Source organism: Hydrogenophaga borbori, from assembly GCF_003417535.1.
In the GTDB taxonomy this organism is placed as follows: domain Bacteria; phylum Pseudomonadota; class Gammaproteobacteria; order Burkholderiales; family Burkholderiaceae_C; genus Hydrogenophaga; species Hydrogenophaga borbori.
Genome location: NZ_QVLS01000002.1, coordinates 34,871 through 53,550 on the forward strand (window position 1 = coordinate 34,871; position 18,680 = coordinate 53,550).

The window sequence follows — 18,680 nt, forward strand, 5'->3', positions numbered from 1 at the left end:
ACAGCCTGGCACGCGACTCGCTACGATCCGTGGGATTCGTTCCCGCGTGAATGCGGCTTTCTTCCCTGTTTCCCTTTCACGGCGCACGCGCCCGACCGACATGACCTCAACGCAAGACCCCCGCTGGCAGTTCTGGATCGACCGCGGCGGCACCTTCACCGACATCGTGGCCAAGCGGCCCGACGGCACGCTCACGACGCACAAGCTGCTGTCCGAGAACCCCGAGCAATACCGCGACGCCGCGGTGGCGGGCATCCGCTACCTGCTGGGCCTCAAGCCCGGGGAGCCGGTGACGCCCCGCCAGGTGGCCTGCGTGAAGATGGGCACCACGGTGGCCACCAACGCGCTGCTGGAGCGCAAGGGAGAGCCCACGCTGCTGGTCACGACGCGCGGCTTCCGCGACGCGCTGCGCATCGCCTATCAGAACCGCCCGCGCCTGTTTGACCGCCACATCGTCCTGCCCGAGCTGCTCTACAGCCGCGTGATCGAAGCGCAGGAGCGCGTCGGCGCGCACGGCGAGCTGATCGAAGCGCTGGACGAGGCCCACCTGCGCGAGCGCCTGTGGGCCGCTTTTGATGCCGGCCTGCGCAGCGTGGCCATCGTCTTCATGCACGGCTACCGCTACACCGCCCACGAGGCCGCGGCCGCGCGGCTGGCCAGCGAGATTGGCTTCACGCAGGTCAGCACCTCGCACGAAACCAGCCCGATGATGAAGTTCGTGAGCCGGGGCGACACCACGGTGGTGGACGCCTACCTCTCGCCCATCCTGCGCCGCTACGTGGACCAGGTGGCGGGCGAGATGCCGGGCGTGCCGCTGTTCTTCATGCAGAGCAGCGGCGGCCTGACCGACGCGCACCGTTTCCAGGGCAAGGACGCCATCCTCTCGGGCCCGGCGGGCGGCATCGTGGGCATGGCCCGCACAGCCACCCTGGCCGGGCACGACAAGGTGATCGGCTTCGACATGGGCGGCACCTCCACCGACGTGTCGCACTACGCGGGCGCGTTCGAGCGCGAGTTCGAGACCCAGGTGGCCGGCGTGCGCATGCGCGCGCCCATGATGAGCATCCACACCGTGGCGGCCGGTGGTGGCTCCATTCTCAGCTTCGACGGCTCACGCTTTCGCGTCGGCCCCGAGAGCGCGGGCGCCAACCCCGGCCCCGCGAGCTACCGCCGCGGCGGGCCGCTGGCCGTGACGGATGCGAACGTGATGCTGGGCAAGATCCAGCCCGCTCACTTTCCGAAGGTCTTCGGTCCGCAGGCCAACGAGGCCCTAAGTGCCGAGGCCGTGCGCGCGAAGTTCGATGAACTGGCGCAGCAGACGGGGCGCACCGCCGAGGACGTGGCCGAGGGCTTCATCCGCATCGCCGTGCAACAGATGGCCAACGCGATCAAGAAGATCTCGGTGGCGCGCGGCTACGACGTGACGCGCTACACCCTGCAGTGCTTCGGCGGCGCGGGGGGGCAGCACGCCTGCCTGGTGGCCGACGCGCTCGGCATGGGCCGCGTGTTCGTGCACCCGCTGGCCGGCGTGCTGAGCGCCTATGGCATGGGCCTGGCCGATCAGAACGTGATCAAGGAGCAGGCGGTGGAGCGCGTGCTGGAGGCCGGCGCGCTCGGCGCGATCGCCGGGCAGCTCGAGGCGCTGGCCCAGGCAGCGGGCGAGGAGCTGCGCGCCCAGCAGGTGAGCCAGGGCGAGGTGCAACTGCACCGCCGCGTGCACGTGCGCTACGAGGGCAGCGACGCCGCGCTCATCGTGCCCTTCGGCGAGCTGGCGGCGATCGAGTCGGCCTTCGAGGCGGCCTACCGCCAGCGCTTCGCCTTCCTCATGCCCGGCAAGCGCCTGATCGCCGAGGCGGTGTCGGTGGAGGCCGTGGTGGCGGGCGACGCGCCCGCCGAGCCGCGTCACGCCCTGCACGAGCCGCGCGAGGTGCCGCGCCGCGACACGGTAAGGCTGTACGCCGAGGGCCAGTGGCAGGACGCCGCGCTGGTGGTGCGCGAGGACCTGCGCCCGGGCGACGTCATTCCCGGCCCGGCCATCATCGCCGAGAAGAACGCCACCACCGTGGTGGAGCCGGGCTGGGAGGCCCAGCTCACCGCGCTGGACCACCTGGTGCTGGAGCGGCGCGTGCCGCGCGCGGCGCGCCACGCCGTGGGCACCACGGTGGACCCGGTATTGCTGGAGGTGTTCAACAACCTGTTCATGAACATCGCCGAGCAGATGGGCCTGCAGCTGCAGAACACCGCCTACTCGGTGAACATCAAGGAGCGGCTGGACTTTTCCTGCGCGCTGTTCGACGCCGAGGGCAACCTGATCGCCAACGCGCCGCACATGCCGGTGCACCTGGGCTCGATGGGCGAGAGCATCAAGACCGTGATCCGAAAGAACGCGGGGCGCATGCAGCCGGGCGACGTGTACGTGCTCAACGACCCGTACCACGGCGGCACCCACCTGCCCGACGTGACGGTGATCACGCCGGTCTACATTGGCGGCGCCGACCAGCCGACCTTCTATGTGGGCTCGCGTGGCCACCACGCCGACATCGGCGGCACCACGCCGGGCTCCATGCCGCCGTTCTCCACGCGCATCGAGGAAGAGGGCGTGCAGATCGACAACGTGAAGCTGGTGGAGGGCGGTCGCCTGCGCGAGGCCGAGATGATCGCGCTGTTGCAGAGTGGTGAGTACCCCAGCCGCAACCCGCAGCAGAACATGGCGGATCTGAAGGCACAGATCGCCGCGAACGAGAAGGGCGTGCAGGAACTGCGCAAGATGGTCGAACAGTTCGGCCTGGACGTGGTGCAGGCCTACATGCGCCACGTGCAGGACAACGCCGAGGAATCGGTGCGCCGCGTGATCACGCGCCTGAAGGATGGCCAGTTCACCCTGCCGCTGGACAACGGCGCGCAGATCCAGGTGGCGGTGCGCGTGAATGCCGCCGAGCGCAGCGCGCGCATCGACTTCACCGGCACCAGCCCGCAGCAGACCAACAACTTCAACGCGCCCACGGCGGTGTGCATGGCGGCCGTGCTGTACGTGTTCCGCACGCTGGTGGACGACGACATTCCGCTCAACGCGGGCTGCCTCAAGCCGATCGAGGTGATCATTCCGCCGGGCTGCATGCTCAACCCCAACCCGCCGGCCTCCGTGGTGGCGGGCAACGTGGAGACGTCCACCTGCATCACCAACGCGCTGTACGGCGCGCTGGGCGCGATGGCGGCGAGCCAGTGCACGATGAACAACTTCACCTTCGGCAATGCGCGCCACCAGTACTACGAGACGATCTCGGGTGGCAGCGGCGCGGGCGGCGTGACGGACGAAGCGGGCCGCCTGGTCGATGGGTTCAACGGCACGTCGGTGGTTCAGACGCACATGACCAACTCGCGCATGACGGACCCCGAGGTGCTGGAGTTCCGCTTTCCGGTGCGGCTGGAGAGCTACCAGATCCGCCAGGGCTCGGGCGGTGCGGGGCGCTGGCATGGTGGCGACGGGGGCGTGCGCCGCGTGCGCTTCCTGGAGCCCATGACGGCGAGCATCCTGTCCAACGGGCGCGTGCACCCCTCGTTCGGCATGGCCGGTGGCCAGCCGGGGGCTCTGGGCCTCAACCGCGTGGTGCGCGCCGACGGGCGCACGGAAGAACTCAAGCACATCGGCCAGGCCGAGATGGCTGCGGGCGACATCTTCGAAATCCACACGCCGGGTGGCGGTGGGTACGGGCAGGCCTAGAGCTCTTCCACGCGGCGGGCCGGGTAGCTGTCCCAGGCCTGGCAGCCCGGGCACTGCCAGAAGTGCTGGCGCGCCTCGAAACCGCAGGCCGCGCAGCGGTAGCGCCGCAGCGGGCCGCTGGCGTGCTCCAGCGCGCGCTGCACGCTGGACTGGGCCTGCGGGTTGGACAGGGTTTCGCCCGCCAGCCACTGGCTGGCGATCACGAGCGAGGGCTCGGCTTCCAGGTGGCGCAAGTACATGCCGCGCGCGCCCTCGGGCTGGGGCGCCAGGCGGGCCAGGGCTTCGGTCACGTCGATGGAGGGCGCGCGCGCCTGGGCGTTGCCCAGGGTGCGCAGCACGGGATCGGTGCGGCCGGTCTGCTGGGCCAGCTCGGCCATGGCGCGCGCGGCCAGCGGCAGGGCGGCGGGCGCCTGTTCGGCCAGGGCCAGCAGGTCGTCCAGGGCGCCTGCCGCGTCGCCCTGCTGGTTGCGCAGGGCCGAGCGCGCCATCCAGCCGCGCGCCAGCGTGGGTGCGCGCCGCACGGCCTCGTCGAGCAGGGCACGCACGCGCTCGGCCTGGCCCTCGCGGTGCGCGAGCTCGGCCAGTTCGCACAGGTAGTGGGCCACGCGCGTGGTGAAGGCGCCGTGTTCCGCCGAGTCGAGCTTTTCGGCGATGGCGCGGGCTTGCGCCCAGTCGCGCGAGCGTTCGTAGATGCCCAGCAGGGCCAGGCGCGCCTCGTTCTCGAAGGCCGTGCCTTCGAGTTTGCTCAGCGCAGACTCGGCGCGGTCGAGCAGGCCGGCCTTGAGGAAATCGAGCGCCAGCGCGTGCTGTGCGCGGTCGCGCTCCTTGCGGTTGAGGTCGGCCCGCGAAAGCAGGTGTTCGTGCACGCGCACGGCGCGGTCGTAGTCGCCCCGGCGGCGGAACAGGTTGCCCAGGGCGAAGTGCAGCTCGGTGGTGTCGGGGTCGCCCTGCACGGCCTCGATGAAGGCGTCGATGGCCTGGTCCTGCTGTTCATTGAGCAGGTGGTTCAGGCCGCGGAAGTAGGCCTTGGGCGCCTGCCGGCCTTCGATGCGCCACTGGCGCAGGTCCAGGCGCGAGGCCACCCAGCCCAGCGCGAAAGCCACCGGCAGGCCCCAGAGCAGCCAGGTCAGGTCAAAGTCCATGCCGGCGATCGACGGGGTCTTGTGGCATCAGCGTGGTTTCGCTGCCGAACAGGGTGGTGTGGCCGCGCTGGCGGTGCCGGCGGGCGCGCAGCCACAGCGGCAGCATCACGATGACGCCGAGGAACACGCCGATGAGCAGCACCAGCAGCAGCACCAGCACCAGCGGCGCCTCCCAGCTGTGGCCGAAGAACAGCTTGAGCGTGACGCTGTCCTGGTTGTTCAGCGCGAAGGCGAAGAGGACAAAAAAAATGGCCGCGTTGAGCAGCCACATGAGGTACTTCAAAACATCCCCTCAAGTGGTGGGGGACGATTGTAGCGAGGGGGTATCAGCCGGTGCGCCGCTGGTCCTCGTGCTGCTGCATGAGGGCGGTGCGCTCGTCGACCTGCTCGCGCAAGGCCTTGCCGGGCTTGAAGTGGGGCACGCGCTTCTCGGGAATCATCACGCTCTCGCCCGAACGCGGGTTGCGTCCGATGCGAGGCGAGCGGCGATTGACCGAGAAACTGCCGAAGCCCCGGATCTCGATGCGGTGGCCCTTCACCAGGGCATCGCCCATGGCGTCGAGGATCGCCTTGACGGCGAACTCGGCATCGCGGTGGGTGAGCTGGCCGAACCGGGCGGCCAGGGCTTCGACAAGATCGCTGCGGGTCATTGGGCGCGGATCAGCGGCCGTTGCTGTTGTTGTCCAGCTTGGCGCGCAGCAGGGCGCCCAGGCTGGTGGTGCCGGCATTGCCTGCGCTCTGGCTCAGGCTGGCCATGGCTTCCTGCGCGTCGGCGTTGTCCTTGGCTTTGATCGACAGCTGGATGTTGCGCGTCTTGCGGTCGACGTTGACGACAACGGCCGACACTTCGTCGCCTTCCTTGAGCACGTTGCGGGCATCTTCCACGCGGTCGCGGCTGATTTCCGAGGCGCGCAGGTAGCCGAGCACGTCTTCGCCGAGGTCGATTTCGGCGCCCTTGGCGTCCACGGTCTTGACCTTGCCGGTCACGACGGAGCCCTTGTCGTTCACCGACACGAAGGTGGTGAACGGGTCGCCGTCGAGCTGCTTGATGCCCAGGCTGATGCGCTCGCGCTCGACGTCGATGGCGAGCACCACGGCCTCGACTTCCTGGCCCTTCTTGTAGTTGCGTACGGCTTGTTCGCCGGCTTCGTTCCAGGACAGGTCGGACAGGTGCACCAGGCCGTCGATGCCGGCGGCCAGGCCGACGAACACGCCGAAGTCGGTGATCGACTTGATCGGGCCCTTGACGCGGTCACCGCGCTTGGTCTGCTCGGCGAACTCGTGCCAGGGGTTGGCGCGGCACTGCTTCATGCCCAGGGAGATGCGGCGCTTGTCTTCGTCGATGTCGAGCACCATGACCTCGACCTCGTCGCCCAGCGACACCAGCTTGGACGGGGCCACGTTCTTGTTGGTCCAGTCCATTTCGGAGACGTGCACCAGGCCTTCGATGCCGGGCTCGAGTTCCACGAACGCGCCGTAGTCGGCGATGTTCGTGACCTTGCCGAACATGCGGGTGCCCTGCGGGTAGCGGCGGCTCACGCCCAGCCACGGGTCGTCGCCCATCTGCTTGAGGCCCAGCGAGACGCGCTGCTTCTCGGTGTCGAACTTGAGGATCTTGGCCGTGATTTCCTGGCCGGCCTGCACCACCTCGCTGGGGTGGCGCACGCGGCGCCAGGCCATGTCGGTGATGTGCAGCAGGCCGTCGATGCCGCCGAGGTCCACGAACGCACCGTACTCGGTGATGTTCTTGACCACGCCGTGCACGATGGCGCCTTCCTTCAGGGTTTCCATCAGCTTGGCGCGCTCTTCGCCCATGGAGGCTTCCACCACGGCGCGGCGGCTCAGCACCACGTTGTTGCGCTTGCGGTCGAGCTTGATGACCTTGAATTCCAGGGTCTTGTTCTCGTAGGGCGTGAGGTCCTTGGTGGGACGGCTGTCGACCAGCGAGCCCGGCAGGAAGGCGCTGATGCCGTTGACCATGACCTTGAGGCCGCCCTTGACCTTGCTGGTGGTGGTGCCGGTGACGAATTCGCCCGACTCCAGGGCCTTTTCCAGGGCCATCCACGAGGCCAGGCGCTTGGCCTTGTCGCGCGACAGCAGCGTGTCGCCGAAGCCGTTTTCGACGGAGTCGATGGCCACGGACACGAAGTCGCCGACCTGCACTTCGAGTTCGCCTTGGTCGTTCTTGAACTCGGACAGCGGAACGTAGGCTTCCGACTTCAGACCGGCATTGACCACCACGTGGTTGTGTTCGATGCGAACGACCTCGGCGGTGATGACTTCGCCCGCGCGCATTTCGGCGCGCTTGAGGGACTCTTCAAAGAGGGCGGCAAAAGATTCAGACATTGGGTTTTCCTGAAACCGCTTGGTGTCGGCGCACGGAGGCCCGCAGGGGGCGGCGCGGGTGACGACGGGTGGGCGGCGTAGCGTTGTGCCGTGTGGAACACGGCGGGTTGGTTGACGATCCCTAGGACCTGCGGACGGGGAACATCCGGCGGGGTCTTCGGGGCCTGGGGGTGGCTTGCTCAGCGGACCGGGAAAGCCTGTTGGCCGTGCCAGCGATTCAACACGAATTGCACCGATTGCTCGATGTCCAGTTCGGAGTTGTCCAGCAGCACCGCGTCTTCGGCCGGCTTCAGGGGAGCGTGCGCGCGGTTCATGTCGCGTGCGTCGCGCGCCTTGAGATCGGCCAAAAGGTCGTCGAGTATAGCCGGTATTCCCTTTGAAATCAATTGCTTATGGCGGCGCTGGGCGCGCTGCTCGGCACTGGCCGTGAGGTAGATCTTCAGCGGGGCGCCGGGGAAGATGACGGTGCCCATGTCGCGGCCGTCGGCCACCAGCCCGGGCAGGTGGCGCATCTGCAGCTGCAGGTCGACCAGGGCGGCGCGCACCTGGGGCACGGCCGAGACGCGCGAGGCCGCCATGCCGGCGGGTTCGGCGCGCAGGGCCTCGGTGACGTCCTCGCCCTCCAGCCAGGTCTTGCCGGGGGTAAAGCGCACGTCCAGGCCGGCGGCCAGGCGACCCAGTCGCTCGGCGTGGGCGGGTTCGCGCAGGTCGGCCTCGGTGGTGGACAGGCCCTCGCGCTCGGCCGCCAGGCCCACCAGGCGGTACAGGGCACCGGAGTCGAGCAGGTGGTAGCCCAGGCGCGAGGCCAGCTCGGCCGCCAGCGTGCCCTTGCCGGAGGCGGTGGGCCCGTCGATGCAGATGACGGGGATGCGCTCGGCCGGCGTGTGGCAGACGCCGAACAGGGTTTCGAAGTAGTCGGGGAAGGTTTTGCCCACGCACTTGGGGTCTTCGATGCGCACCGGCAGACCCGCGGGGTTGAAGGCCGCGAGCGAGAAGCACATGGCGACGCGGTGGTCGTCGTAGGTGTGGATGCTCGCCCGCCGCCATCCGTGGGCCCCGACGCTCCCCACTGCGTGTGGTTCGCTGCTCCCCGAGGGGGCTGCCCCGCCTTGGGGCGGCCCGGCGGCGGGGCCCGCGGGCGGCGTGATGCGGATGAAGTCTGCGCCTTCTTCAATGGTGGCGCCGAGCTTGCGGCCTTCGATGGCCATGGCGGCGATGCGGTCGGTTTCCTTCACGCGCCAGCTGGCGATGTTGCGCAGCGTGGTGGTGCCGTCGGCGTACAACGCCATCACGGCCAGGGTCATGGCCGCGTCGGGGATGTGGTTGCAGTCGAGGTCGATGGCCTTGAGCGGCCAGGCGCCGCGGCGCACGCGCAGGCGGTTGCCGTCGCCCTCGACCTCGGCGCCCATGAGCCGCGCGGCCTCGATGAAGCGGATGTCGCCCTGGATGGAGTCCGTGCCCACGCCTTCGATCACGACGCCGTCGGTACCCGGCGTGGCGGGCGCGATCGCGCCCAGCGCGATGAAGTAGCTGGCCGAGGAGGCGTCGGCCTCGACGGCGATGCGCCCCGGTGAGGCGTAGCGGCTGCCGCGCGGGATGGTGAAGCGCTGCCAGCCCTCGCGCCGCACGTCCACGCCGAAGCGCTGCAGCAGCTTGAGTGTGATCTCGATGTAGGGCTTGGAAATGAGCTCGGTGGTGACTTCGATCACCGCGTCCCGCTCCTGCGCCACCAGCGGCAGCGCGAGCAGCAGGGCGGTGAGGAACTGGCTGGAGACGTCGCCGCGCACGCGGATGGGCTCGTCCAGGCGCAGCGGGTGCACGGTGCCGTCGCCCAGGCGCAGCGGCGGGTAGCCCTCGTTCTGCAGGCAGGCCACCGGGCAGCCGAGCTGGCGCAGGGCGTCGACCAGGTCGCCGATGGGGCGCTCGTGCATGCGCGGCACGCCGGACAACTCGAAGCGCGCCCCCTGGGCCGCGGCCAGGAGCGACAGCGCGGCCGTCAGCGGGCGCATGGCGGTCCCGGCATTGCCCAGGAAGAGGGCGGCCTCGCGCACCGGCAGCCGCCCGCCCAGGCCCTGCACGCGCACGCTGGCGGGGCCGGTCTCTTCGATGGCGCAGCCCAGCTGGCGCAGGGCCGCGAGCATCACGCGCGTGTCGTCGGAGTCGAGCAGGTCCTCGACCAGGGTGGGGCCTTCGCTGAGCGCTGCCAACAGCAGCACGCGGTTGGAGATGCTCTTGGAGCCGGGCAGGCGCACTCGGCCGCCGGCGCTGATGAGGGAAGGGAGGTCGAGGCTGGGGATGTCGAACATGCGCGGTCGGCGGCTCAGCCCTGGGGCTTGACGGCCGTCATGCGCCAGCCGGCGCGCGCTTCGCTGGCCTGGTCGATCAGGGTTTCGAGCGCGTCGGGGTCGTTGTTCTTGATCGCCGCCTCCAGCTCCTGCAGGGCGCGCAGGAAATGGCGCGACTGCGAGACCAGCTCTTCCTTGTTGGACAGCAGGATGTCGCGCCAGACGGCGGCGTCGCTGGCCGCGATGCGCGTGAAATCGCGGAAGCCGGGACCCGCCAGGGCCAGGAAGTCCTTGCCCTCGTCCTGTTTCTGGATGGCGTTCATGAGCGCGAAGGCCAGCAGGTGCGGCAGGTGGCTGATGGCCGCATAGGCGGCGTCGTGCCCCTCGGGCGTCATGCGCTTGACCTGGCAGCCCAGGGCGCGCCAGACCTTCTCGGCCTTGTCCAGGTGCGCGGGCAGGGTGCGCTCGATGGGCGTGAGGATGACCTGGCGGCCGGTGTAGAGGTCGGGGTCGGCGTGGTCCACGCCGGCCAGTTCCTTGCCGGCGATGGGGTGCGCCGGCACGAACACGCCCACCTGCTCGCGCAGCACGCGGCGCGCGGCGTCGATGACCTCGCGCTTGGTGGAGCCCACGTCCATGATGAGCACGTCGTTGCGCACCAGGTGGCGGATGGCCTTGAAGGTGGCCTCGGTGGCGGCCACCGGCACCGCCAGCAGCACCAGGTCGGCGCCCGAGACGGCGAGCAGCGCGGACGGCGCTTCCACGTCGATCACGCCGAGCTGGCGCGCTCGTTCGGTGGTGGACGGCGACTTGCTGTAGCCCACCACGCGCTTGACCAGGCCAGCGCGCTTGAGCGCGAGCGCGAAGGAGCCGCCCATGAGGCCGCAGCCGATCAGTCCGAGTTGCTCAAACATCATTCCGTCACCGGGTAGGCGCCCAGCACCTTGTAGAAGGCGCACAGGCGTTGCAGTTCGTCGAGCGCCGCCGCGACGTGCGGCTGCGAGGGGTGGCCGGCGAGATCGATGTAGAAGTAGTACTCCCATTGACCGGACTTGGCGGGGCGCGACTCGAAGCGCGTCATGGACACGCCGTGCTGCTTGAGCGGCACCAGCAGGTCGTGCACGGCGCCGGGGCGGTTGGGCACCGACACCACAAGGCTGGTGCAGTCGCGCCCGCTGGCGGGCGGCATGGCCAGGGTCTGCGGCAGACAGATGATGGCGAAGCGCGTGCGGTTGTAGGCCTCGTCCTGCACCGCGTGCGCGACGATGTGCAGGCCGAACTGCGCAGCGGCGCGCTCGCTGGCCAGGGCGGCGAAGCGCGGGTCCTCGGCGGCCAGGCGCGCGCCCTCGGCGTTGCTGGAGACGGCGCGGCGCTCGGCGTTCGGCAGGTGCTGCGACAGCCAGCCCTGGCACTGCGCGAGCGCCTGCGGGTGGGCCATCACAACCTCGATGCCCTCGAGCGAGGCCTCGCGGCACAGCAGGTTGTGGCGCACCAGCAGGCTCACCTCGCCCACCACGTGCACGGGCGAGCGCAGGAACAGGTCGAGCGAGCGCGCGACCACGCCTTCGGTGGTGTTCTCCACGCCGACCACGCCGAACTGGGCCGTGCCGGCCGCGGTGGCGTGGAAGACTTCGTCGAAGCTGGCGCAGTGGATGAGGTTGGCGGCGCTGCCGAAGAACTCGATCGCCGCCTGCTCGCAGAAGGTGCCCTGCGGACCCAGCACGGCCACGCGCTGCGGCGTCTCCAGCGCGAGGCAGGCCGACATGATCTCGCGCCAGATGGCGCCCACGTGCTGGTTGAGCAGCGGGCCGGGGTTCGCGGTCTGGATCTTCTCGATGACCTGGGCCACGCGGTCCGGGCGGAAGAAGGGCGAGCCTTCCTGGCGCTTGAGCTCGCCGACCTTTTCGGCCACCAGCGCGCGCTGGTTCAGCAGTGTCAGCAGCTGCTGGTCGATCGCGTCGATCTGGACGCGCAGTTCGCCCAGGGCTTCGGATTGTTGCGGTGAAGCTGCCATCGGATCAGGCCATTTCCTTTTCGAAGTCGCGCAGGTAGTCCACCAGGGCCTGGACGCCTTCGATGGGGATCGCGTTGTAGAGGCTGGCGCGCATGCCGCCGACCGATTTGTGCCCCTTGAGCTGCAGCAGGCCGCGCGCCTGCGCGCCGGCCAGGAAGGCCTCGTTGCGCGACTCGTCCTTCAGGAAGAAGGGCACGTTCATGCGCGAGCGGCAGTCGGGCGCGACGCGGTTTTCGTAGAAGGGCGACTGGTCGAGGAAGTCGTACAGCAGCCTGGCCTTGGCGATGTTGCGCGCCTCCATGGCCGCCACGCCGCCCTGGCGCTTGAGCCACTGGAAGGTCAGGCCCGCGATGTAGATCGCGTAGGTGGGCGGGGTGTTGTACATCGAGGCGTTGTCCGCCACGGTCTTGTAGTTGAAGGCGCTGGGGCAGATGGGTAGGGCATGGCCGAGCAGGTCCTCGCGCACCACCACCAGCGTGAGGCCGGCGGGTCCCAGGTTCTTCTGCGCGCCGCCAAAGGCCAGGCCGACGCGCGACCAGTCCACGGGGCGCGAGGCCACATGCGAGGAGAAATCGACCACCAGCGGCGCGTCGCTGCCCAGGGCCTTGAGGTCGGGCAGCGCCTGGAACTCCACCCCATGGATGGTTTCGTTGCTGCAGATGTGCACGTACTGGGCGTCGGGCGAGAGTTGCCAGCTGGCCGGCGCGGGCAGGGTGGTGTGGCGGCTGTCGGCGTTGCTCGCGGCCAGATGGGTCTGCGCGTAGCGCCCGGCCTCCTTCAGCGAGTTCTGGCTCCAGCCGCCCGTGACCACGAAGTCGACCACGCCGCCGCGCGACAGGTTCATCGGCACGATGGCGTTCTCGGCCAGGCCGCCGCCCTGCATGAACAGGATCTTGAAGTGCGAGGGCACGGCCAGCAGCTCGCGCAGGTCGGCCTCGGCCTGGGCGGCGATTTCGCCGAAGGCCTTGCCGCGGTGGCTCATTTCCATCACGCCCATGCCGGTACCGTGCCAGTCGAGCATCTCGCGTGCGGCGATCTCGAGCACCTCGACCGGCATCGCGGCCGGACCGGCGGAGAAGTTGTAGGGCCGCGCCATCACGCGGCCGGCGCGGCGTCGCCGCTGTCGGGTTCACCACCCTCGGGAACGTTGGCGTCGTTTTCGACGATGCGCTGCAGGCCGGAGAGTTCGTCGCCATCGTCCAGCGAGATCAGCGTCACGCCTTGCGTGGCGCGGCCCATTTCGCGGATCTCGGCGACACGCGTGCGGACCAGCACGCCCTTGTCGGTGATCAGCATGATCTGGTCCTCGGTGTGCACCAGCGTGGCGGCCACGACCTTGCCGTTGCGCTCGCTCTGCTGGATGGCGATCATGCCTTTGGTGCCCCGGCCATGGCGCGTGTACTCGCCGATCGGCGTGCGTTTGCCGTAGCCGTTGACGGTGGCGGTGAGCACGCTCTGCGTCTCGTCCTCGGCCACCAACATGGCGATCACGCTCTGGCCGTCCTCTAGCATCATGCCGCGCACGCCGCGCGCGTTGCGGCCCATGGGGCGCACGTCGTTCTCGTCGAAGCGCACAGCCTTGCCGCCGTCGGAGAACAGCATCACGTCGTGGCGGCCGTCGGTGAGCGCAGCACCGATGAGGTAGTCGCCTTCGTCCAGGTCGACGGCGATGATGCCGGCCTTGCGCGGGTTGCTGAATTCATCGAGCGCGGTCTTCTTGACCGTGCCGCCCGCCGTGGCCATGAACACGTAGTGGTCGGCGGGGAAGCTGCGGAACTCCCCGGTGAGCGCCAGCACCACGTTGATCTTCTCGCCCTCGGCCAGCGGGAACATGTTCACGATGGGCTTGCCGCGCGAGCCGCGCGAGCCGCTGGGCACTTCCCAGACCTTGAGCCAGTACAGGCGGCCGCGGTTGGAGAAGCACAGGATCCAGTCGTGCGTATTGGCGATGAAGAGCTGGTCGACCCAGTCGTCTTCCTTGGTGGCCGTGGCCTGCTTGCCGCGCCCGCCGCGCTTTTGCGAGCGGTACTCGTTGAGCGGCTGGCTCTTGATGTAGCCCGAGTGGCTCAGCGTGACGACCATGTCGGTCGGCGTGATCAGGTCCTCGGTGGCCAGGTCCTGGGCGTTGTGCTCGATCTCGCTGCGGCGCGCGCCCAGCTTGGTCTGGCCGAACTCCTGCTTCACCGCGATCAGTTCTTCACTGATGATGATCGAAACGCGCTCGGGCCGGGCCAGGATGTCGAGCAGGTCGTCGATCTCGGCCATCACGCCCTTGTACTCGGCGACGATCTTGTCCTGCTCCAGCCCGGTCAGGCGCTGCAGGCGCATCTGCAGGATTTCCTGGGCCTGCGTGTCCGACAGGCGATACAGGCCGTCGCCCTGCATGCCATAGCCGCGGTCCAGGCCCTCGGGTCGGTAGTCGTCGGCATTGATGGTGCCGCCATCGGCCCTGGCGCGCGTGAGCATCTCGCGCACCAGCTGGCTGTCCCAGCTGCGGGTCATCAGCTCGGCCTTGGCCACCGGCGGCGTGGGCGACTCGCGGATGATGCGGATGAATTCGTCGATGTTGGCCAGGGCCACGGCCAGGCCCTCGAGCACGTGGCCGCGCTCGCGCGCCTTGCGCAGGTTGAAGATGGTGCGCCGCGTCACCACCTCGCGGCGGTGCTCCAGGAAGACCGTGACCAGGTCCTTCAGGTTGCACAGGCGCGGCTGGCCATCCACCAGCGCGACCATGTTGATGCCGAAGGTGTCCTGCAGCTGCGTCTGCTTGTACAGGTTGTTCAGGACAACCTCGGGCACCTCGCCGCGCTTGAGCTCGATCACCAGGCGCATGCCGGATTTGTCCGACTCGTCCTGGATGTGGCTGATGCCCTCGATCTTTTTCTCGTGCACCAGCTCGGCCATGCGCTCCTGCAGCGTCTTCTTGTTGACCTGGTAGGGCAGCTCGTCAACGATGATGGCCTGGCGCTGGCCGCGGTCGATGTCCTCGAAGTGGCACTTGGCGCGCATCACCACGCGGCCGCGGCCGGTGCGGTAGCCGTCCTTCACGCCCTGCACGCCATAGATGATGCCGGCGGTGGGGAAGTCGGGCGCCGGGATGATCTCCATGAGTTCGTCGATGGAGGCCTCGGGGTTCTTCAGCAGGTGCAGGCAGGCGTCCACCACCTCGTTGAGGTTGTGCGGCGGGATGTTGGTGGCCATGCCCACGGCAATGCCGGCGCTGCCGTTGACCAGCAGGTTGGGCAGGCGCGTCGGCAGCACCAGAGGCTCTTTCTCGCTGCCGTCGTAGTTGGGGCCGTAGTCGACGGTCTCCTTGTCGATGTCGGCCAGCATCTCGTGGGCGATCTTCGACAGGCGGATCTCGGTGTAACGCATGGCCGCGGCGTTGTCGCCATCGACCGAGCCGAAGTTGCCCTGACCGTCCACCAGCATGTGCCGCAGGGAGAAGTCCTGGGCCATGCGCACGATGGTGTCGTACACCGCCGAGTCGCCGTGCGGGTGGTACTTACCGATCACGTCGCCGACGATACGGGCCGATTTTTTGTAGGGCCGGTTCCAGTCGTTGTTGAGCTCGTGCATCGCATAGAGCACGCGCCGGTGCACCGGCTTGAGACCGTCGCGGGCGTCTGGCAGGGCGCGGCCCACGATCACGCTCATGGCGTAATCGAGGTAGCTCCTGCGCATCTCCTCTTCCAGACTGATGGGCAGTGTTTCTTTGGCGAATGAGGTCATGGAAGAAGGGCGCGTGTTGGGTCTCGGCAAGGCAACGGAAGATTTTAATCGGCGCCAATCGGGCACCTGCCTTGGCCTTCATGTTGTACCTGGGCAACGGATGTCGCGTCAGGTTCGTAGGCGTTGTCTGATCTTGGAGCCCCGGGATTGGCGCGATCGTCCTTGTGGCACAATGAGTCGAGCGTTTTGGAGTGCTCACATCCAGGCGCCTCTATATCTAAATACGTCACGCAGGTCGTCTGCGGCTTACCTAGAGGAAAACCATGAAGAAACTCAACCGAGTGGCAATGCTGTTTGCAACCGCCGCCATGGCAACGGCTGCTGGCGCCCAGACCATCGACAACTGGCGCAATGGCACCAGCGAGCTGGTGTGGAAAAACGGCACCAACGAACTCTGCTGGCGTGACGCCTCCTGGACCCCCGCGACCGCTGCCAAGGGTTGCGACGGCGCCATCGTGCCGGCGGCCGCTCCGGCCCCCGCACCGGCCCCGGCTCCTGCACCCGCCGCCGCTCCGGCCCCGAAACCCGCGCCCGCCGCCGCCCCCGTGGCCCCCGCTGCCACCAAGGTGACCTACGCCGCCGACGCCTTCTTCGATTTCGACAAGGCCGTGCTCAAGCCCGAGGGCAAAGCCAAGCTGGACGACCTGGCTGGCAAGGTGAAAGGCATCAACCTCGAGGTCGTGATCGCCGTGGGCCACACCGACTCGACCGGTAAGGCTGCCTACAACCAGACCCTGTCGGTTCGCCGCGCCGAAGCCGTGAAGGCCTACCTGGTGAGCAAAGGCATCGAAAGCAACCGCATCTACACCGAAGGCAAGGGCCTGACCCAGCCGGTGGCCGACAACGCCACCCGCGAAGGCCGCGCCAAGAACCGCCGCGTGGAAGTCGAAGTGGTCGGTACCCGCAAGAACTGATCGATTCGATCGTTCTCAAAGAACCGCGCTTCGGCGCGGTTTTTTGTTGTCTTCTCGATAATTGCCCAATGACTGCGCAAACGAATGCCGATCCGGCCGAACTGGCCAAATTTTCCGACCTCGCCCACCGCTGGTGGGATCCCGATGGCGAATTCAGGCCCTTGCATCAGATCAATCCGCTGCGCATGGCCTGGATTGATGGAATTGCGCCATTGAAGGGTCAGCAAGTGCTCGATGTGGGGTGCGGCGGCGGCATCTTGTCCGATGGCATGGCGCGGCTGGGCGCCGACGTGCTGGGCATTGACCTGGCGTCCAAGGCCTTGCGCGTGGCCCAGCTCCATGCCCTGGAGGCGGGCACGTCCGGCGTGCGCTACCAGGAGATCAGCGTTGAGGAACTGGCGCGCGAGCGGCCGGAGAGCTTCGATGTGGTGACGTGCATGGAGATGCTGGAGCACGTGCCCGATCCGTCCTCCGTGGTCCGCGCCTGCGCCGCGCTGGTGAAGCCGGGCGGGCACGTGTTTTTCTCGACGCTCAACCGCAACCCCAAGGCCTTCCTTTTCGCCATCCTGGGGGCCGAGTACGTGCTGGGCCTGCTGCCGCGGGGCACGCACGAATACGCGCGCTTCATTCGGCCGAGCGAGCTCGCGGCCCATTGCCGTGGCGCCGGACTGGCGCTGGAGCACACGCGCGGCATGGAATACAACCCGCTCACGCGGCGCTACTGGCTTAGCGGCGACACCAGCGTGAACTACCTGTTCGGCACACGGAAGGTCTGAGCGGTGGGTCAGCGCTTCAATGGCCTGCAGGCCGTGCTGTTCGATCTGGACGGCACTCTGCTCGACAGCGCGCCCGACCTCGGCGGTGCGGCCGAGAGCCTGCGCGAGGCGCGCGGCTTGCCGCCGCTGCCGATCGGCTCGTACCGTGCCCATGCCGGCGCGGGCGCGCGCGGCATGCTGCGCGTGGCGTTCGATATGGCGCCCGATCACCCGGAGTACGCGGCCCTGCGCTTGGCCTTCCTGGACGCCTATGAGGCGCGCATGCTGCAACTCACGAGGCCCTTCGACGGCGTGTCAACGCTGCTGGAGACCTTGAGCGGCGCGGACATGCGCTGGGGTGTCGTGACGAACAAGGCCGAGCGCCTCACCCACCCCATTGCCCGGTCGCTGCGCCTGTTCGACGCGGCGGGGGCCATCGTCTGCGGCGACACCACGCCGCACGCCAAGCCCCATCCCGCGCCGCTGCTGGAGGCGGCTCGGCGCCTGGGGGTCGATCCCGGGCGGTGCGTCTACGTGGGCGATGATGAGCGCGACATCCAGGCCGGGCGTGCCGCCGGCATGCGCACGGTGGCCGCCCGCTATGGTTACCTGGGCCCTGGCGCCGACGTCCAGGCCTGGGGCGCCGATGCGCAGATTGATGCACCACTCGAGGTCTTGAATCTGATCGAACTGCCCTAAAATCCCATCTTCCTGGGGCTGCACCGGTTTCGACGTGGGTTCGGACGCGCAGCAGGGCATGCCGAGGTTCTGTCACCTCGTAAATCCGCAGAAACAAACCAACTGCCAATACTGAAGCAGCAAACGACAAAGCTTTCGCCCTCGCGGCCTAAGTAGAGTCGTTCGGGGCTTAACCTCCCCGATCCTCGCAACAGCTCGTCGATGGGCTGCGCCGAGGGCCGCAAGGCCCGAAGCCGCGAGGTCATTCACATCGACTGGTTCCGCGCCGGGCAGCTTGGCGTGGAATGAGATCCAAGGCTGCTGGTCGACCGGGTAGCGTGCCACTGCGCGATCCGGCCGGCGAGACCCAAAACAGACGGCTACGCATGTAGAACTGCTCGAAGAAGGCTTGCGGACGGGGGTTCAATTCCCCCCAGCTCCACCACCCTTTCCGCCCGTGGGCCGCTGGCCCGCGGGCCCGCGCTGTTTCAAGCGCCGACGCCTGTCCCAGCGCACGCGCAGGCGCCACGCCGCATGTGCGATGGCGTACGCCAGCAGGCCGCAAGCGACGGCCAGGATCGCCAGCCCCACGAACAGCGGTTTGCCGACCTGGCCGATCTGCGCCAGCCAGCGCTTGAACCGATCGACCAGGCCCAGCCGTTCGGCCACCGGGTCGGGCGTGACGGTCAGCTCTTCCACGAGGCGCTCTTCGCTCATGGCCGGCGGCTGAGCGGCTTCGTCCTCGCCCAGCACGGCCTTGCCGAGCCGGTAGGCCACGTAGTACACGGGCCCGAAAGTGACCGGGTTGGTGACGAAGGTGCTGGCCATGGCCACCGGCAGGTTGGCGCGCAGCACCACGGCCAGGGTGGCCGCCACGGGCATCTGGGCGATCGGGATCAGCAGGCCGAAGAAAACGCCCAGCGCCACGCCCAGGGCCACGCCCTTGCGGCTCAGGTGCCACAGGCGGGGATGGGCCATGAACGGCGCCAGCCAGCGCAGCCAGCGGTTGCCAAGGATGGTCTCGGGCGTGGGCAGCCAGGCCTTGAGCTTTTGTGAAAAACGGGATGTCACGGGGAAAGGCGGCAGACGAGGG

The 18,680-nt window shown here is 68.5% G+C and carries 14 protein-coding genes and 1 other RNA gene; 5 read left to right on the plus strand and 10 right to left on the minus strand.

Translation table 11 applies throughout. The features are described from left to right. Positions 1-100: 100 nt before the first annotated feature. Positions 101-3,721: a hydantoinase B/oxoprolinase family protein gene (locus DY262_RS03405; RefSeq protein ID WP_116957591.1), complete on the plus strand. Its 3,621-nt coding sequence runs from the start codon at positions 101-103 to the stop codon at positions 3,719-3,721. On the opposite strand, the gene lapB is transcribed toward DY262_RS03405, so the two are convergent. From lapB to gyrA, 9 genes are all read right to left on the minus strand, one after another. Continuing rightward, positions 3,718-4,863: a lipopolysaccharide assembly protein LapB gene (gene lapB, locus DY262_RS03410; RefSeq protein ID WP_116957592.1), complete on the minus strand. Its 1,146-nt coding sequence runs from the start codon at positions 4,861-4,863 to the stop codon at positions 3,718-3,720. The genes DY262_RS03405 and lapB overlap by 4 nt on opposite strands. Continuing rightward, a complete protein-coding gene (locus DY262_RS03415; RefSeq protein WP_116957593.1) occupies positions 4,853-5,146 on the minus strand; it encodes a LapA family protein in 294 nt (97 codons plus the stop codon). Before DY262_RS03415 ends, lapB begins: the two co-directional genes overlap by 11 nt. Before the next feature lie 43 nt (positions 5,147-5,189). Further along, positions 5,190-5,513, minus strand: coding sequence for an integration host factor subunit beta (locus DY262_RS03420; protein WP_070398191.1), 324 nt, complete (start codon positions 5,511-5,513; stop codon positions 5,190-5,192). Between the two features lie 10 nt (positions 5,514-5,523). Further along, complete coding sequence (gene rpsA, locus DY262_RS03425) at positions 5,524-7,209, minus strand: 30S ribosomal protein S1 (RefSeq protein WP_116957594.1); 1,686 nt, start codon at positions 7,207-7,209, stop codon at positions 5,524-5,526. Positions 7,210-7,388: 179 nt separating this feature from the next. Continuing rightward, complete coding sequence (locus tag DY262_RS03430) at positions 7,389-9,515, minus strand: bifunctional 3-phosphoshikimate 1-carboxyvinyltransferase/cytidylate kinase (RefSeq protein ID WP_116957595.1); 2,127 nt, start codon at positions 9,513-9,515, stop codon at positions 7,389-7,391. A gap of 14 nt (positions 9,516-9,529) precedes the next feature. Then, complete coding sequence (locus tag DY262_RS03435; RefSeq protein WP_116957596.1) at positions 9,530-10,408, minus strand: prephenate dehydrogenase; 879 nt, start codon at positions 10,406-10,408, stop codon at positions 9,530-9,532. After that, positions 10,408-11,508: a prephenate dehydratase gene (pheA, locus tag DY262_RS03440; RefSeq protein ID WP_116957597.1), complete on the minus strand. Its 1,101-nt coding sequence runs from the start codon at positions 11,506-11,508 to the stop codon at positions 10,408-10,410. The genes DY262_RS03435 and pheA overlap by 1 nt, the downstream gene beginning before the upstream one ends. A 4-nt stretch (positions 11,509-11,512) precedes the next feature. Next, a complete protein-coding gene (gene serC, locus DY262_RS03445; RefSeq protein WP_116957598.1) occupies positions 11,513-12,604 on the minus strand; it encodes a 3-phosphoserine/phosphohydroxythreonine transaminase in 1,092 nt (363 codons plus the stop codon). Continuing rightward, positions 12,604-15,240 carry a DNA gyrase subunit A gene (gyrA, locus tag DY262_RS03450; RefSeq protein WP_116957599.1) on the minus strand — a complete coding sequence of 879 codons (2,637 nt, stop codon included), beginning with the start codon at positions 15,238-15,240 and terminating at the stop codon, positions 12,604-12,606. Before gyrA ends, serC begins: the two co-directional genes overlap by 1 nt. A 263-nt stretch (positions 15,241-15,503) precedes the next feature. Between gyrA and ompA the strand changes: the two genes are divergently transcribed. The 4 genes from ompA to ssrA all read left to right on the plus strand — a co-directional run bounded on the left by ompA (position 15,504) and on the right by ssrA (position 18,032). Next, positions 15,504-16,154: an outer membrane protein OmpA gene (ompA, locus tag DY262_RS03455; RefSeq protein WP_070398184.1), complete on the plus strand. Its 651-nt coding sequence runs from the start codon at positions 15,504-15,506 to the stop codon at positions 16,152-16,154. A 68-nt stretch (positions 16,155-16,222) separates the two neighbouring features. Beyond that, positions 16,223-16,930: a bifunctional 2-polyprenyl-6-hydroxyphenol methylase/3-demethylubiquinol 3-O-methyltransferase UbiG gene (ubiG, locus tag DY262_RS03460; protein ID WP_116957600.1), complete on the plus strand. Its 708-nt coding sequence runs from the start codon at positions 16,223-16,225 to the stop codon at positions 16,928-16,930. Positions 16,931-16,933: 3 nt separating this feature from the next. Next, positions 16,934-17,608, plus strand: a complete 675-nt coding sequence (locus DY262_RS03465) for an HAD-IA family hydrolase (protein ID WP_116957601.1) — start codon at positions 16,934-16,936, stop codon at positions 17,606-17,608. Between the two features lie 14 nt (positions 17,609-17,622). Beyond that, positions 17,623-18,032, plus strand: a transfer-messenger RNA (tmRNA) gene (gene ssrA, locus DY262_RS03470). Here ssrA and DY262_RS03475 read toward each other — a convergent pair. Further along, entirely contained in the window at positions 18,011-18,658 is a 648-nt protein-coding gene (locus tag DY262_RS03475) for a DUF2062 domain-containing protein (protein WP_245980792.1), read from the minus strand. The two genes, ssrA and DY262_RS03475, sit on opposite strands and share 22 nt — an antisense overlap. Positions 18,659-18,680: the final 22 nt, after the last annotated feature.